16 protein-coding genes are annotated in these 17488 nt (G+C 34.6%); 7 read left to right on the forward strand and 9 right to left on the reverse strand.

Annotation, left to right across the window (positions count from 1 at the left end; all coding sequences use genetic code 11):
• The first annotated feature begins 23 nt into the window (after positions 1–23).
• From kdd to DY168_RS15300, 7 genes are all read left to right on the forward strand, one after another.
• A complete protein-coding gene (gene kdd / locus DY168_RS14095; protein ID WP_115642302.1) occupies positions 24–1058 on the forward strand; it encodes an L-erythro-3,5-diaminohexanoate dehydrogenase in 1035 nt (344 codons plus the stop codon).
• A gap of 113 nt (positions 1059–1171) precedes the next feature.
• The gene (gene kamA, locus DY168_RS14100) at positions 1172–2425 is read left to right on the forward strand and encodes a lysine 2,3-aminomutase (RefSeq protein WP_115642303.1); all 1254 of its coding nucleotides are present in this window, start codon (positions 1172–1174) and stop codon (positions 2423–2425) included.
• A gap of 83 nt (positions 2426–2508) precedes the next feature.
• The gene (gene kamB / locus DY168_RS14105) at positions 2509–3549 is read left to right on the forward strand and encodes a lysine 5,6-aminomutase reactivase subunit KamB (protein WP_115642304.1); all 1041 of its coding nucleotides are present in this window, start codon (positions 2509–2511) and stop codon (positions 3547–3549) included.
• A 24-nt stretch (positions 3550–3573) separates the two neighbouring features.
• Complete coding sequence (gene kamC / locus DY168_RS14110) at positions 3574–5073, forward strand: lysine 5,6-aminomutase reactivase ATPase KamC (RefSeq protein ID WP_115642305.1); 1500 nt, start codon at positions 3574–3576, stop codon at positions 5071–5073.
• Positions 5066–6622, forward strand: coding sequence for a lysine 5,6-aminomutase subunit alpha (kamD, locus tag DY168_RS14115; protein WP_115642306.1), 1557 nt, complete (start codon positions 5066–5068; stop codon positions 6620–6622). Before kamC ends, kamD begins: the two co-directional genes overlap by 8 nt.
• Positions 6622–7410 carry a lysine 5,6-aminomutase subunit beta gene (gene kamE, locus DY168_RS14120; RefSeq protein WP_115642307.1) on the forward strand — a complete coding sequence of 263 codons (789 nt, stop codon included), beginning with the start codon at positions 6622–6624 and terminating at the stop codon, positions 7408–7410. Before kamD ends, kamE begins: the two co-directional genes overlap by 1 nt.
• A gap of 276 nt (positions 7411–7686) precedes the next feature.
• Positions 7687–8037, forward strand: coding sequence for a transposase (locus tag DY168_RS15300; protein ID WP_479723539.1), 351 nt, complete (start codon positions 7687–7689; stop codon positions 8035–8037).
• Here DY168_RS15300 and DY168_RS14130 read toward each other — a convergent pair whose 3' ends face one another.
• The 9 genes from DY168_RS14130 to DY168_RS14165 form a co-directional block, all read right to left on the reverse strand.
• Positions 8038–8325: an integrase core domain-containing protein gene (locus DY168_RS14130; protein ID WP_115642308.1), complete on the reverse strand. Its 288-nt coding sequence runs from the start codon at positions 8323–8325 to the stop codon at positions 8038–8040.
• Positions 8318–8866 (reverse strand): DDE-type integrase/transposase/recombinase, encoded by a 549-nt coding sequence (locus DY168_RS14135; RefSeq protein WP_115642309.1) that lies wholly within the window; start codon positions 8864–8866, stop codon positions 8318–8320. The genes DY168_RS14130 and DY168_RS14135 overlap by 8 nt, the downstream gene beginning before the upstream one ends.
• Before the next feature lie 62 nt (positions 8867–8928).
• Positions 8929–9222, reverse strand: coding sequence for a transposase (locus DY168_RS14140; protein WP_115640008.1), 294 nt, complete (start codon positions 9220–9222; stop codon positions 8929–8931).
• 274 nt (positions 9223–9496) lie between these two features.
• A complete protein-coding gene (locus DY168_RS14145; protein ID WP_115642310.1) occupies positions 9497–10258 on the reverse strand; it encodes a hypothetical protein in 762 nt (253 codons plus the stop codon).
• Positions 10248–10973, reverse strand: coding sequence for an ABC transporter ATP-binding protein (locus DY168_RS14150; protein ID WP_115642311.1), 726 nt, complete (start codon positions 10971–10973; stop codon positions 10248–10250). The genes DY168_RS14145 and DY168_RS14150 overlap by 11 nt, the downstream gene beginning before the upstream one ends.
• 298 nt (positions 10974–11271) lie before the next feature.
• Entirely contained in the window at positions 11272–11439 is a 168-nt protein-coding gene (locus DY168_RS14760; RefSeq protein WP_172556368.1) for a hypothetical protein, read from the reverse strand.
• Positions 11440–11467: 28 nt separating this feature from the next.
• Positions 11468–12574, reverse strand: a complete 1107-nt coding sequence (locus DY168_RS14155) for an MDR/zinc-dependent alcohol dehydrogenase-like family protein (RefSeq protein ID WP_115642312.1) — start codon at positions 12572–12574, stop codon at positions 11468–11470.
• Entirely contained in the window at positions 12562–15339 is a 2778-nt protein-coding gene (gene lanM / locus DY168_RS14160; RefSeq protein WP_115642313.1) for a type 2 lanthipeptide synthetase LanM, read from the reverse strand. Before lanM ends, DY168_RS14155 begins: the two co-directional genes overlap by 13 nt.
• A gap of 5 nt (positions 15340–15344) precedes the next feature.
• Positions 15345–17486, reverse strand: coding sequence for a peptidase domain-containing ABC transporter (locus DY168_RS14165; protein ID WP_115642314.1), 2142 nt, complete (start codon positions 17484–17486; stop codon positions 15345–15347).
• Between the last annotated feature and the right edge of the window lie 2 nt (positions 17487–17488).

Genomic DNA, 17488 nt, shown 5'->3' on the forward strand with positions numbered 1-17488 from the left:
TATTATTTTGGAGGTATCATATAATGAATAAGGGTTGTAAATATGGAACACATAGGGTTATAGAACCTAAAGGGGTTCTAACTCAAGCTGCACAAAAGATTGACAATGATATGAAAATATACTCAAATGAAATTCTAGTAGATGTTCAGTCTTTAAATATAGATTCTGCAAGTTTCACTCAAATTGAGAAAGAAGCTAATAATGACATAGAGAAAATAAAAGCTAAAATAATAGAAATTGTTAATCAAAGAGGTAAGATGCAAAACCCCGTTACAGGTTCTGGTGGAATGTTTATTGGTACTGTATCTGAAATTGGAGAAGATTTAAAAGACATAGATATAAAAGTCGGGGATAAAATTGCTTCTCTTGTATCCCTATCTTTAACACCTTTAAAAATTGAAGAAATAATAGCAGTTCATAAAGACATAGATAGAGTAGATATAAAAGGTCAAGCTATACTGTTTGAAAGTGGTCTTTATGCTAAGCTTCCGGAAGACTTGCCTGAAAACTTAGCATTAGCTGCTTTAGATGTCGCAGGAGCACCAGCTCAAATTGCAAAACTTGTAAAGCCAGGTCAAAGCATTTTAATTGTTGGAGCTGCTGGAAAGTCAGGTATGCTATGCTGTTATGAAGCAATGAAAAGAGTTGGACCAACAGGTAGGGTAATAGCTATGGATAGAGAAGGTTCAGAGGTTGAGAACCTATTAAAGTGGGGACTTTGTCATAACGTAATTGCTACAGATGCAACAAAACCTATAGAAGTTCTAAATAAAACCTTAGAAGCTAATAATGGTAAAGAGGTAGATATCTCAGTTAATTGCGTAAACGTAGCAAATACTGAAATGTCATGTATATTACCCGTTAGAGATGAGGGTATTGTGTATTTCTTCTCCATGGCTACAAGCTTTACAAAAGCAGCTTTAGGAGCTGAAGGTGCTGGTAAAGATATTACTATGATAGTTGGAAATGGTTATACAAAAGGTCATGCTGAAATAACTCTATCTGAGCTTAGAGAAAGTAAAATCTTAAGAGAAATATTTACTAAGTTGTATGTCTAAAATGTGACAGTATGTTGCCACCTCTAAAGGGTAACGGTTAAGCATAAAGCATTATTTGTATTAAATAAAATTTTTTATAAAAATCTTAAAATAACACTAGGAGGTTTTTAAAAGTGAAGGTAAATAGACGCTTTGAATTATTTAAGGATATCCCTGATGAATTATGGAATGACTGGAAGTGGCAACTTAAAAACAGAATAGAGACCTTAGAAGAGCTAAAGAAATACATACCACTTACACCTGAAGAAGAAGAAGGGGTGAAAAAGTGTCTAGGTTCATTAAGAATGGCTATAACCCCTTATTACCTAAGCCTTATAGATCCTAATGATCCTAATGATCCAATAAGAAAACAAGCTATACCCACTGGAGCTGAAGTTCATAGATCTGATGCAGATTTATTAGATCCACTAAGCGAGGATGAAGACTCTCCAGTACCTGGGCTTACTCATAGATACCCTGATCGTGTACTTCTTCTTATTACTGACCAATGCTCTATGTATTGCAGACACTGCACAAGAAGAAGATTTGCAGGTCAAAATGATAAGTCATTACCTATGGATCAAATAGATAAGGCTATAGACTATATTAGAGATACTCCAAAGGTACGTGATGTTCTATTATCTGGTGGAGATGCGCTTTTAATATCAGATGAAAACCTTGAATATATAATAAAAAGGTTAAGAGAAATTCCTCATGTAGAAATTATAAGAATAGGATCAAGAATCCCTGTAGTTCTACCTCAAAGAATTACAGATGATCTTGTTAATATGCTAAAAAAATATCATCCTATTTGGTTAAATACTCACTTTAATCATTCAAATGAAATTACAGAGGAGTCTACAGCCGCTTGTGCTAAGATGGCAAATGTCGGAATACCTTTAGGTAATCAATCTGTTCTACTTAGAGGTGTAAATGACTGTGTACATGTTATGAAACAATTGGTTCAAGACCTAGTTAAAATAAGAGTTAGGCCATACTATATATATCAATGTGATCTATCTATGGGACTTGAGCATTTTAGAACACCTGTATCAAAAGGAATTGAAATTATAGAAGGATTAAGAGGTCATACCTCTGGATATTGCGTACCAACCTTCGTTGTAGATGCACCAGGGGGTGGTGGAAAGACACCTGTAATGCCTAATTATGTAATATCTCAATCACCAAACAAGGTTATATTAAGAAATTTTGAAGGTGTTATAACTACTTATACTGAACCTGAAAGTTACATTGATACTTGTAAATGTGATGTATGTAAAAATGAAAAAGCTAGTGAAAACCTAATAGGTATAGCAGGTCTAGTTCAAGGAAATGGTATTTCCTTAGAACCCGAAGGACTGCAAAGAAAGAAAAGGAATCATAGATAAACTATATAATAAATAATGTTCTTTGCTTTAGTTTTAAACTAAGGCAAAGAACACCCTTTATCATGAGTTTAGGAAGTGTTTAAATGGATGATAAACGAACTACTATAATGAGCCTTATAGAAGACTTTAAAACCCTATCTATAATAGGCATGGATAAGAATGTAGGTAAGACCACAGTGCTTAACTATATTATTCAAAACTCCATGGGACTTATAATTCCCCTTGGAATTACTTCTATAGGCCGTGATGGAGAAGGTTCAGATGTTGTAACCCTTACGAAAAAGCCTAAGATATATGTTAGAAGAGGCAGTTACATAGCTACTGTAAGACAATGTCTAGATAATAGTGACATTACTAAAGAAATAATTAATACCACAGGAATTCAAACTCCAATGGGTGAAGTAATAATAGTTAAATCATTAAGCGATGGATATGTAGATCTTGGTGGACCTTCTGTAAATTCACAGATGTCCATGATTTGTAATGACCTTTTAACCCTAGGTTGTGAAAAGGTATTAGTAGATGGCGCACTAGGTAGAAGGACCTTTGCCTCACCAAGTATAACAGAAGCTACCATTTTATCTACAGGAGCCTCTTTATCAAAAAATATGTATAGTGTTATAGAAAAAACTGCACATACAATAAGATTATTATCTATACCCGAAGAAGAAGATTCCTATATAATAGCCTTATGTAATAACACCTTAGAAACACAGAGAATAAGCATAATTTATAAGAATAAAAGCATAAAACATCTTAATACTATAACCTCTTTAGATTCAGGAAAAGATATAGTTTATAATCTTAATGAAAATGTATCCCATATTTTTATTAAAGGTATATTATCAAATAAGCTTTTACTCGATATAATTAAATCTACAGATATTTATAAAAAGGTAGTTTTTTTAGTTGAAGATGGTACAAAACTGTTTTTATCAGAAGAAGTTTATAAAAAGTTTACAGTTACTGGTGGTGAAATAAGGTGTTTGATTCCAATAAATATTCTATTTGTAACCTGTAATCCTAAATCTCCTTACGGCTATGAATTTAACAAAGACCTATTTTTAAATAAGCTAAGAGAAACTATCGACTTACCAATATTTGATGTGGAGTATAATGCTTAAATAAACTTAAAGAAGGTGAATGTAATGATTTTTTTAGACAAGAAGCAAAGGCAGCAGGTAGGATACACCTTCGTAATTGACAAGCTTGATGCTATTACACCCTTTGGTGAGGATCTAAAAAAGAATATAACTCCTTTTAAACAACAAGATAAAGAATTACTAATAGCAGAACTAAATAACATTGAAAAAATAACTACTAGTTATATGACAAAAAGAAATACTTATAGGTCAATAGAAAGACTCTTATCCAAGGTAAAAGATATCAGAAACTCAATTGTAAGATGTTCAAATCTTAATACCTTAGATGATGTCGAGCTTTTTGAAATTAAAAGTTTTTGTATGATATCTGAAGAATTGTATAACATTTATAAAGATTTTAATGACTCAATTAATATAACTGGAATAGACTTTTATGATTTAAGCGCTATCTTAAATCTACTAGACCCTGACAATAAAAAGTTACCCACATTTCAAATATATGATAGTTATTCTAAAAAATTAAAAGACATCCGAATGAATAAGAAAAAATTAGAAGATGAAATATTCTATTCTGATGATGAAGAAAATATTATTATGCTTAAAGAAAAAAGACTAAAATATGTTATTGAAGAGGATGCTGAAGAGCTAATTATAAGAATAAATTTAACTAAAAATATACACACATATGTTGATACTATAAAAAGCAATATTTATTCTATGGGTAAGTTAGACTTTCTAATTGCAAAAGGAAAATTAGCTTTAAATTATAATGCTACAAAACCTGAGATATCAGATGATATGAAAGTTACCTTCACTAATTCCTTTAACCCAGAAGTTAAACACATATTAGAATCTAAAAATACTCCCTTTACTCCAATAAACATCTCCCTTAATTCTGGAGTTGCTGTAATTACAGGTGCTAATATGGGTGGAAAAAGTGTAACACTTAAAACTATGGTCCTTAATTTACTTTTAGGACAACTAGGTTTCTTTGTTTTTGCAGATTATGCAAAGTTCCCTATATTAGACTTTATATACTTTATATCTGACGATCTTCAATCAGTATCACAGGGACTAAGTACCTTTGGTGCTGAAATAATAGAGCTTAAAAATGTAATAGAACATACTAAGATTAAAAAGGGATTTATAGCTTTAGATGAATTTGCAAGAGGCACTAACCCTAAAGAAGGATCATTTTTAGTTAGATCCTTATGTGAATATTTAAATACAACAACCTCTATTAGCGTAGTATCTACCCACTACGACAACATAGTTACAAATGACATGATTCACTACCAAGTAATGGGTCTCAAAGATGTATGTTTTGATGATTTAAAAAGAAAAATTGATCTTAATAAAACTAATTCTATTGAAATAATTCAAGAACATATGGATTACAGCCTAGAAAAGGTATCTAATACTAATAAAGTACCTAAGGATGCATTAAACATATCCATACTTTTAGGCCTTCAACCAGAAATTGTAGAAATAGCGCAAAAATATTATTATAAAAATTTAAATAATGAGGAGGAATATTATGAATAGTAAATTAAACTTAAACTTTGAAACAGTATCTAAGGCTAGGTCACACGCTAAAAATATAGCTTTAGATACACAAGAATTTATAGACTTACATACAACAGTAACTGTAGAAAGAACAGTCTGTAGACTTCTTGGTATAGATGGCATCGATAGCGTTGGTGTTCCTTTACCAAATGTAGTTGTAGATAATATAGTAAAGAACGATGCTCTTTCTTTGGGTGCTGCTTATTTTATCGGTAATGCTATGTTAAATACAGGTCTTTCACCTCAAGAAATAGCTGAGAAAGTAGCTAACGGACAGTTAGATCTAGGAACCTTAGAGTCTAAAGATCTATTTGAAATAAAGGCTACTATAATGCCTATAGCAAAAATGTATGTAGAAAAGATTAAAGCAAATAGAAATAAAAGAGAAGAGGTTCTTTCAAGGCTTGGAGATAAGAAAGGTCCATATTTATATGTAATAGTTGCTACTGGAAACATCAAAGAAGATATAACTCAAGCAGTTGCAGCTGTAAAGCAAGGTGCTGATATAATAGCTGTAATAAGAACAACAGGACAAAGCCTTTTAGATTATGTGCCTTACGGAGAAACTACTGAGGGATTCGGAGGTACCTTTGCAACGCAAGAAAACTTTAGACAAATGAGAGAAGCACTTGATGTAATCGGTGATGAAGTTGGTAGATACATAAGACTTTGTAATTATTGTTCTGGATTATGTATGCCTGAAATTGCAGCTATGGGAGCCTTAGAGAGACTAGATGTAATGTTAAATGACGCTCTTTATGGAATATTATTTAGAGATATAAACATGAAAAGGACCCTTGTAGACCAATACTTTTCACGTGTTATTAACGGCTTTGCAGGTGTAATAATAAATACTGGTGAAGATAATTATCTAACTACTTCAGATGCCTTTGAAGAAGCTCATACTGTACTTGCTTCTCAATTTATTAATGAGCAATTTGCATTAGTTGCTGGACTTCCTGAAGAACAGATGGGCTTGGGTCATGCTTTTGAAATGAATCCTGATCTTAAAAATGCCTTTTTATATGAACTAGCTCAAGCTCAAATGGCTAGAGAAATATTCCCAAGGGCACCGCTTAAATACATGCCTCCTACAAAGTTTATGACAGGAGACATATTTAAAGGTACTGTACAAAATGCACTTTTTAATATGGTAAGCGTATTAACTAATCAAAAAATCCACCTTTTAGGAATGCTTACAGAGGCCATACATACACCACTTATGTCTGACAGAGCCCTTTCAATAGACAACGCTCGCTATATATTTAATAGTATGGAAGACCTAGGTGATGAACTTGAATTTAAAAATGGCGGTAAAATGGAAGAACGAGCTAATGAAGTATTAAGTAAATCTTCTGAGCTACTATCTGAAATTGAAGGTGAAGGTTTGTTTAAAACTCTAGAAAAGGGTATGTTTGCAGGAATAAAAAGGCCAATAAATGGTGGAAAAGGTCTTGCTGGCGTATCAGAAAAATCAAAAGAATACTTTAACCCATTCATAGACTTGATGTTAGGGGGGAATAGATAATGAGTAGTGGCTTATACTCCACAGAAAAAAGAAGCACCGATACAGTTTTAGATTTAAATAAGGTAAAACCCTACGGAGATACTATGAATGATGGTAAGGTTCAACTAAGCTTTACATTACCCTTACCTGATAATGATAAAAGTGCTGAGGCTGCTAAAGTACTTGCAAGAAAGATGGGTCTTGAAGAGCCTAACGTTGCACATCATGCTGCCTTGGATAAGAACTTTACATTTTACGTAGTATATGGAACGCTAACTCATACTGTAGACTATGAATCTATTCATGTACAAACTGTAGAAGTTGATACCTTATCTATGGAAGAAGTTAATGATTATATAAAAGAAAATATACAAAGAAAGATAGTTATAATGGGTGCTAGCACTGGAACAGATGCTCACACCGTTGGAATAGATGCCATAATGAATATGAAAGGATATGCTGGTCACTATGGTTTAGAAAGATATGAGATGATAGAAGCTTATAATTTAGGTAGTCAGGTCCCTAATGAGGAATTTGTAAAAAGAGCTATTGAACTTAAGGCCGACATCCTTCTAGTATCACAAACAGTAACACAGAAAAATGTTCATATTCAAAACCTTACAGAACTTGTAGAACTTCTAGAAGCTGAAGGATTAAGAGATAAAGTCCTACTTATATGTGGTGGACCTAGAATAAGTCATGAATTAGCTAAAGAATTAGGCTATGATGCTGGCTTTGGACCTGGTAAGTATGCTGATGATGTGGCAACATTTTCAGTAACAGAAATGGTAGAAAGAAACCTTATATAACTAAATTATATTAATTCAACAAATGAGGCTGTCGCACTAAAAAATTAGTGCGACAGCTTTTTGTCTAAAAAAATAAATCTCCCACTCGAAAGAGTGGAAGATTTATAGTAAAATTAATATATGACAAAACATATTAATTTACATAAAAATTATACTGCAAATCGTGGAAATTATCAATTAAAACTTCCACTAAATATTGGGTACATGATTCCAAATAATAATTCGGTGCGTTTGCTAAGTCAGTTTGTAGAGGAGATGGATTAAACAGATTTATATTTGACTTATTCCCGATTAAGGGGAAATCAGGCTACGCCTCGTCAGATGTTGAAGATTGTACTTTATTCTTACATGAATCATAGCTATTCTTCTAGGGAAATGGAAACCTCCTGCAAAAGAGATGTGAATTTTATGTACCTTTTAGAAGGGTCACAAGTACCAGATCATTCTACCTTTGCAAGGTTTCGTAGTCTTCACTTTGCTCCCTGTTCAGAAACAATTATGGCTGAAATGACAAATTTTCTTTACGAGATTGGAGAAATATTAGGAGATTCTATATTTATTGATGGTACAAAGATAGAGGCATGCGGATTGCTCACCCTATTCTGGACATTTCCTAACGAATGCTAACTAATTTATAGATTCCCTTATAAATTGATTTGGAATTATATAGCTTAAGCTCCCATGGATTCTTTCTTCATTATAGAATTTTATATATCCATAAATAAGTCTGTATCCATCAGTGAAGTTTTTAATTTCATTCCAAGCTATACATGCCTTAGAAAGTAAGGAATTAAAAGATTCTATATGTGCATTATAGTTAGGTGAATTTACAGGAATACGCTCATGATATATATTGTTAACCTTATATAAATGTTCAAATTTAACGGAAGTAAATTGTGGACCATTATCACTCATAGAGAATTAGATTTGAGGTAGCTCCATTCTCTATGAGTACCCTTTTTATTGCAGTAATTGCATCATCAGTGGTGGCAGTTTTAGTTATTTCTCTCCCCACAATTTTTCTAGAACAAACATCAATAATATCTGTGAGCATTATAAATTGCCCATTTAATGCTTTAACATATTTTATATCTATTTGCCATAGCTGATTTATAGCTGTTATGTTTCTTGCAACGGCAAGATGACCTTGTTTAGTATGTTTTACATATGGTAGAAGCAATCCTATCTTATTAGCTAATCTGTATACCTTTTTAGCATTTATATGTAGCCCATGATTTCGGCGGATAATTTGAGTGATTTTTTTATAACCATAAAATGGAGTCTTTTTACACGCTTTATGTAAAAGAGTTTCAATGACAGAATCATCCACAATACAATTGTTTATCCCATATGAAAATCCAGGGAAGGGTCTGCCTACTTTAGAATTTGAATCATCATCATTTTTTATTACTTTTTTCTTTGGATAAAAAGCTGATCTTGATATTTGAAGCAACATACATGCTCTAGATATTTTAAGTCCCTTTTGAGTATATTCTTTAGCTAAAACTAGTTTGTCTTCTACCGTAGGTAATTCTTTTTTTTTAATAAATCCTGAAGCATATCAAGTTCTAATTCTTTCTTACCAACGAGTTCCTTCAGTTTACGATTTTCTTCTTCTAAGGCTCTTTCCTTAACACTTGGTTGATAATCTTTTGGTTCTGTCGCATTAATTATATCAAGCTGTCGCTTAAAGGTGGATAGTGTTGATGAGGATAATTCATACTTCTTGCAAACCTGAGCATGAGTAAACCCATTATTTAATTCTTCAATAATCTTTATTTTATCATCTAATGTAAACTTTCTTCTTGCCATATTTCTAACCTTCATCTTATAATCTTATATTAACATGCTCGTTAGAAACTGTCGAAGACTGTTATGGGGTTAGAATGCCTTCTATATGGGATACCAAACAAAGAATTCAATAACCAACTAGAAATTCTAGATCAGTTCCTGCCAGGTCAACTGAATTGCCCGATGAATGCAGGTTAATTTATAGCTATAAGAAGTGCCTCAAAAAATGATATCCCCATCTTAACACCATGGTGGACGTATTGCTAAATATCATCTTTTGAAGCACTTACAGAATCTAGTTCAAATCACGTTTCATATTACGAAAGCTACCAATTATACACGGTACTACAATCCAGATAAGTATCGAACAAATGTATTGTGTACCTGAAACACCTGTAGCACCGGCAATAAATAGCGAAGAAGAGTGTTCAAGCGAAAACCACTTCAAATACGATCCGATAACTGGTAATTGAGATACAATTACCGTTATTGGAGGCACAACAAAATACAAGCCGATTGCGATTGTAATTTCTTGAGTGGCCATAGCCATGGAGAAACCAAATAGCATATTAACAAGTAAAGGTAACGCCAAAAGAACTACAGAGTATATGGGTTCAGACCAAGAAATAGAATAAGAGTAGATTCCGCTTGCTATTATCGACGCTATCGCAGAAAGTGCATATAGAGTAATTATAGTTCCAAGAAAAAAAACAAGTAGGATAATAAACTTTGCTAGAATTACTTTATTTCTTTGTGGAACAAAAGTGTATGTAACTACTGCAGTGCCTCGTGTCCATTCTTCGCAAATAAGCAATATGAATATTATGGCCAATAGCGTAGAAGCCGGGCTAGATATTGCGATAAATGGATCTGTCCATGAGGCGGCATTTTTGAATCTAAAAATACTTACTATAAACATAGCTAATGTTAAAAAAGCCGTTGTCCCAATAATGATCTTTGCAACTTGTGTGTCTGTTGCTTTTCTGGCCTCTGCTTTAACAATACTGGATAAGCGTATACAATTAGTGTCTTTATTTAATAATATATCAGTTTTCATAAGCACCTCTTCTATAAAATTGTTCAGTGTATTTAATATAAATTTCTTCCAAGTCGTTGCCCTCTGCAAGTAATTCTTTCAATGGCTTGTCAGCAAGAATCTTTCCTCCGCAAATCATCACAACATGGTCGGCAATCTTTTGAACCTCGGATAATAAATGAGAACTTAAAAGTACTGTTCCCCCATCATCAACGAACTTTCTAAGTATAGACCGAATCCAGCGAATACCATGAGGATCAAGTCCATTCACTGGCTCATCAAGAATAAGTATCTTTGGATTTGCCAATAATGCTTGAGCTATACATAGTCTCTGACGCATACCAAGCGAATATGATTTAATTTTTCTTTTGCCTTCAAGTGGCGTCAATCCGCATTCTTCAAGAACCTGTTCTATCCGAGAGTCTGGAACTCCATTGATGGTTGAAGCTATCTTGAGCGTTGAGTAACCGCTGCGGCCAGGATGAAGACTCGAGGCATCTAGTACAACTCCAATCGAACGACTCGGATTTTTTAGGTTATTATATTTAGTCCCAAAGACAGTAGTAGTCCCAGAAGTCGGCGTTGTCAACCCCACAATGCAGCGTAAGGTAGTAGACTTTCCTGCCCCATTTGGACCTACGAATCCAGTAATTGTTCCTGGTTTTATCGAAAACGATACATCATTGATTGCAACAAGTGACTTATACTTCTTTGTTAGGTGAAATATTTCAATCATTTTTTCTCCTCCCTATTAATGGTAGTGTCAAGTTTGACGCCCATATTAATCTTTTAAAATTTTATTTACAATGCTAAAATGCTTCGGCGAAACGTAATGTACTATCTGTCCCTGAGTTTCCTCCCTATCGGCAGTGATGTCGGAGCATTGTTTTGTCATGCAGTCAAGGTAATGCCGACCTGCCAACGTCCTGCTGCATGTAGATGATGTCGCTGTGCGCGACCAAAACGTGGTATACATGTTACAAAATGTAAGTTCTAAGTGAACGCCTGTTTAGCATATACAAGGAAAAATATCTTTAAGATTTTTTTATCCATAAATAGTACAAAAGCAACGCTATAATCACAGTAACCAGACCGCCAATGCCCCTAGCAAGCCAAACGTTTATCTCTGTCTTTTCCAATATTTCTTTTACAAACGAACCAACTCCTACTGATACTACTAATAAAACAATCTTTTTTATCATGCTCTCCCCCCACTTCCATTATCTATAACTAGTTTTCATAAACTAAAACACATTTTCCAAATCGGCTAAAATTAAAAAAAGAACGTCGTATAAAATCTCTGCCTTGGATTAGTTTATACTCTTGATCAATGATTGGCCCTATCCCCGTTCTACTCTGAAGTCTTATAGCTCTTTCTAAATCCTCTGTTGATCCCAAACAATTTCCTAATAATGATACGTTTTTTACTATGCTTTGAGCTAAAGCACCCCTGACTATAGGCTCTGCGTTATTTGGTGTATCGATCGATAGCAATGGGTGCTGATCCCGCATTCCACAAGTGATATAAGTGCCACCGGTTTTAATGTACTTTAATGCATGACCAACATTCATATCAAAAAATGGATCGAATGCGTGCGTAAACTTATGTCTGAAAACGTCATTTAGTGCAATATTGTTGCCAATCCGTTCTACACGTGCAGGATATATTCTTTGCATTTCCGATTCATTCCAATCAGTTGTTGAGAGACAAAGTGGGTTAAAGCCATAAGAGATTAATTGCTGAATAATGAATAGTGATGTTGCTGATCGCGCACTAAGTACTAACGGAGTCCCGCCGTCAACAAGTATCCCTGATCTCCTTATCATACCTGAAGCAGTTTGAGATCCCAATGAAAAACATGCAGCCTCTATATTGCTTAATGTTTTTGATACTTTTATTAATTTTTTACTATGAAGACGCAACCACCCTAATGATGCAAAATTCGTAGCCACACCAGGCAATACTCCCTTCATTCCACTCTCAGGGTATGAACAGTTAGACATAACTCGATCTCCAACTTGAAAATCACATACATCCGCGCCGATGGCAATGACATCCGCACTAAATTCTGAACCAAAAGGAACAAACAAACGATCTGAGTTTTTAATTTGATCGTAATTTGCTAGCAACAAGGATTTGTCACGGTAATTGCATGAAAAAGCATTTACCCTTAGAAGTACATACTCACGATTATTAGGCTCTTCAGAATCGAAAGCAGATTGTTCTAGTTCTACCGCTCCAAGTACTACTTGTACTGGGCCAAACTCAACTGTGCCTAAATCTTTATAGTCTATTGACTCTTTCTTGTTTGGATTAATTGCTACTAAACACTGCATGTGTTGTCCCTCCTAAATAACATTTGTTGATACGCATTTGAACTTAGATTTAATGGAAACCAAGATAAGTTGCCGCTATTAAAAATTTGTAATAAGAGAGCAGCTTCGGCTACACCACTCCACCCAAGAAAATATCCCAGAAGGTAGTCTCTATTTTTCTCACCAGTATAAAATCCATTTTTATTAGCTAGTTCCAACACGTTTTCCCAATATTGATTTGCTAGAGATAGATACCATTGTTCTCCTGAAGTAGCGTATGTGAATAACAGAGATTGTAGCACCCCAGCAGCTCCGTGACAAATAGATAAATCTATAGGTCCGGTTTTTGGTAGTAATGTTGCTTTGTTAGCTACTTCATAAAGATTCGGTTTTTCATTTAATATACTTGCCATTTCAGATAGCACCATTAACAAACCGGCATTTCCATTGCACCAACCTGTTGGATTTGAAGAGTATTGCATAGTTTCTTTGAAAAGCCCTGTGGATTTCTCCACATTTTTTAGTGCGTATGACAATCTAAACTGTGCCCATATTGCCCCCAGATTTCCGTGTGCTATTCCATATTTAGAAAATTCAAAAGCTGTGGCCTTAGAAAACATACTATCAATTATTTCTAATATATTGCTTGACGTATCAGGGAACGTTGCCAACAAGAGACCAATACCCATTGGCCCCATGTATACATCGCCAAGTGGGATATTCTCTGATTGAATACTCGCTATAACTTGTTCCGTTTTTTCCAAGCGACCCTTCTTGTGATTAAATATATAATCGAATGAACTGGCTCCTGAAATTACTGATATTGACTGAGAAAATTGTGTTGATAGTTCATCAGATAATGATGTTAGACCTCGTTTTGATTGCTCAAAAAGCTTGAAATAAATATCTCGATTTTGAGCCTTTCCATATTCAGCGAGACGCTCAAATAGGAATAAAGTACCTCCCGTATCATGCAAGGAAATAAAATTAGTAGAATCATAAGATATGGCACAATCTCCATATACTCCACCCAACCATCCTGTCTCGGCTTTTTCTGTTTCAGTAGTAATTGCTAAAGCTTGTATCAGATCAATTAATGGGTATGGGTTGTCTTTTGTTACCTGTCTCAGCATTCTGGAAAAAAACGGTGATTGATAACCCAAATCGTTCACCTTTGTATATTTTGCTTCGTGTATCCTAATTTCAGAATAACTTTCCGCAATTAATCGCTTGTCAAGTGTCAATCTTTCTTCTGAGAGTTTTTCTAACGAATTGATTGCATTATTTGCCGGAGATATATCGAATACACTATTTGAGACAAACTTTCCAGAACACATGCACGTATCATTTGCCTTTATATAGAAATAAGGAATGTCTCCATTCTTTATAGAACTTAACTCCTCCATGAGTATATTGTTGGCTATTTCTGCATTTCTAACTAATTTAGATGGCTTCAAGTAATTAAGTATTTGATTTATTGCTGTATCATCAATTAGATTTTCAGGGAATAGGCACGCATCAAGGATGAATGCATATTGAACTGTTGGTCGTACAATTACTCTAACCAAGCACTGAATATCTGATAACATAGAGCAAACTTCCTTTCTTTTACTTACTATCTTCTTATATCCCTCAGTATATCCATCAAGAAAATGAGGTTGGAATGGAAGTGGGTCAATCAATTGATCACCGACTAATTTGATTGGCAAAGAGGGTCGAGTAATATTGATCTTTTCTTTAGCTATATCAATGGCATCAGTACCAAGATTTTTAATAGTAAATATCTTTTCGTTAGTTTCTTGTGGATATGGAGTATTAATAGCACCAATTAATATTTGATGTGGGATTGTTGGGAGTTTAGCCGGGAGTATTGATGTGGCTACAACAGAACTAAAGAGAGCATCCTCCATTAGCTCATGAAGCGAATTACTCGGTCGATAAAATGCTGGTCTTAGACTAGTCTCTAAATCAACAAAATATGGCGATGTTCCTTTAAAAATAACATTTTCATCATGTAAGTCTGTTGCCCCAAGACAGCTGAATACCGCTGCACATAGGCCTAAGTTGTAATAGGCCTCACAAGCCTCCGTTTGCTCTATTGGTGATTGTTGTACAAAACCTTGCCATCCATATTCTCCTTTATTAACTGTTGGAGCAACTGGTGACATTAGTGGTAAAGCATCAAACTTTAGAATATCGGTAAAAATACTATTTATTATAATATCAAGTTCTAATGATCGAGGTTTGTATATAACCTTTTTTGAAGGTTCAAACTCAAAGCAAAGAACGACTTTTGAACCATTATGCGGATCAGAATCAAGTGGAGATATAGTCTGTAGTTTTGAGCCTCTATCAACCAAATGGTGATCGCAAAGTAATATTATATCTTGACTGAAATTACCACATGCTTCTTCAATATAAGCACAGGTGTTTTTTACCGACTGTGTTACCATTTTGCTCAAGCAGTCATATTGTGAAAACCATTTTTTTATCAGATTCTTATCAATTAAGTTGACATATAAATCAAACGCTTCTGACGACGAGAGATCAGCGGGTAGTGGCAAACTCCTACCATATTTATGGAACTCATATACAAATGTTTTTTGACAGAGTCTCCAAACATGATACTCCAATAGTTTACGTAAAACATCTGTGATTATCTCCTCATCATATGACACTATGTTTTGCCTGGAAAGTCGTTTTTTTGCCTTGTCATGAGCATTGCTTATTTCTTCAGAAAAAACGTTTTCTACAGCATCAACTAATTTTTGTACAATTAAATTCATAGTTATTAACTCCTTTTAAGTTCTGTATTAAATAGTTTCGCATACAGTCCCTCTGTCGCGACTAATTCTTCGTGAACTCCAAGCTGTGCAATACAACCGTTTTGCAGAACAACAATACGATTAGCATTGAGAACTGTCGCGAACCTATGCGCTATGACAATTTTTGTGCATTTAAGTCTCGCCAATTCTTCATATACTTGTGATTGTGAAATGTTATCAAGTGATGAAGTCGCTTCGTCCATTATTAGTAGTTTTGGAGCTTGAAGCAAAACCCTTGCAACTACAATACGTTGCCTTTGACCACCTGAGAGGTTGGCTCCCATTTCTGAAATCATGGTATTATAACCCATAGGGAAACTATTTATGAAATTCAAAAATGAAAGTGAGTCACAAAAGGCACGAATTTCGCTGTCAGTACGCTTACATCCAAGTCTGAGGTTCTCCATTATTGTTCGATTGTGCAAGTATGCCTCTTGTGGAATATAGCTAATAGATTCTCGTAATAAATCAAGATTGTAATCATTATACTCAATGCCACCAAAGTATATGTGTCCACTGGTAGGCTCAAATAAGCTACTTATTAGTTTTCCTAAAGTGGTTTTTCCTGACCCGGATAGACCAACAAGAGCAATAGTCTCACCATCAGCAATATCTAGAGTGACGTTATTGACAGCCGGAACGCTGTCCGGAGTATACTTGAAAGTGACGTTTTCAATGGTTACTGCCCCAGAAGGCATTTCAAGCGAAGTGCCATTAGAGCGTTCAATAGGATATTCAAATATATCTTCAGCTAGTTCGATATAACGAACCGCTACAAGACTATCGACTAATACTGAAAACACCGAATTGGCAAAAGAGAATAATAGTGATACAACTGATTGAATCGCTATTGATTGTCCAAGTGTAATTATACCCTTTTCCGCCATATACAAACTTATAACGAGAATGAAAAGCGGTGAAAACACTTGTATTCCCGACAATGTGGATCCTATTATTCCTTGCTGGATGCGCATTCTGCGACTTACAGCATTCAACACTTTTTTGAAGCATATCTCCCAGTCATTTATATAAGATTGAACATATCCACCTAACTTTACACTGTTTATTGAAACAATAGCATCTAGTTGTATACTTTGCGACTTACTTCCTTCATGTAGTTCTATATCTGTTGCCGAGCTCACAAAAGGTTGAGCAATAATGAGAAATGCTAAAGTAGTCAAAGTAAAAAGTAAGACGACAAATCCAAGTAGCGGTGAGGTCCAAAAGACATAGCACAATATTGCAACACCACTTACCAAATCAAGAAAAGCTTGTATAAGTCTTGTTCCTAGTACATCTTGTATCCTAGTAAGAGAATTAAGTCGATAAACAATTTCTCCTGGGGCACGTACCGTAAAATATTTTGCTGGAAGTGTCAACACTCTCGTAAACGCACCACTCAGGAGATGCCAGCTAAATCGATAAATCATCTTTATAGAGACTTGAATTCTTAGAAAAGTAACTCCTATCATAACAATAGTTGCGATGATGAGCGCTCCAAGTGTCGCTATAAAAGATATAGAGTTATCGAAACCATAGTCAATAAAATGTTGAGTAAGTACTGGCACTGCAAGTGTAATTCCAACTAAAGCAATACTAGCTAAAGCTACCTTTAAGTAGAGTCCTCTCATCTGAGATGGCCAAATAAACCTTTTCTTCCAACGAGAAAGTCTGCTAATTCGAAGTTTTTCAAAATCCTTTCTGGGCCTTGCATCAACTATATACCCGCTAAAGTTCTTTATGAACTCTGCTTGAGATATTGTCATCCTTCCTACTGATGGATCCATGATAACTACTTCTCGTTCGTTATAAGATTCAACACAAATGTAATGGGATTCTTTCCAGTAAGCTATAACTGGAAAGTTAATTATTGTGAAAGCCTTTATATCTTTAATACGATAAGTTTTTGCATCTGTTTTAAAATGCGAAAGCAGATCTTTTATTTGTTGCAATCCAAGACCATCTCTGCCAGGTTCTCTAACTTGTCTGAGCTCTGTTAGTGAAACTTGATAATCATAAGCCTCCAAGATTGTTCTAACACAACATAATCCACACTCAGTTTGAGCTAACTGCAAAGTCGGCTTAAGCCTTCTTTTCCGTATTGCCATAA

It is taken from the genome of Clostridium putrefaciens (genome assembly GCF_900461105.1).
Classification (GTDB): domain Bacteria; phylum Bacillota; class Clostridia; order Clostridiales; family Clostridiaceae; genus Clostridium_L; species Clostridium_L putrefaciens.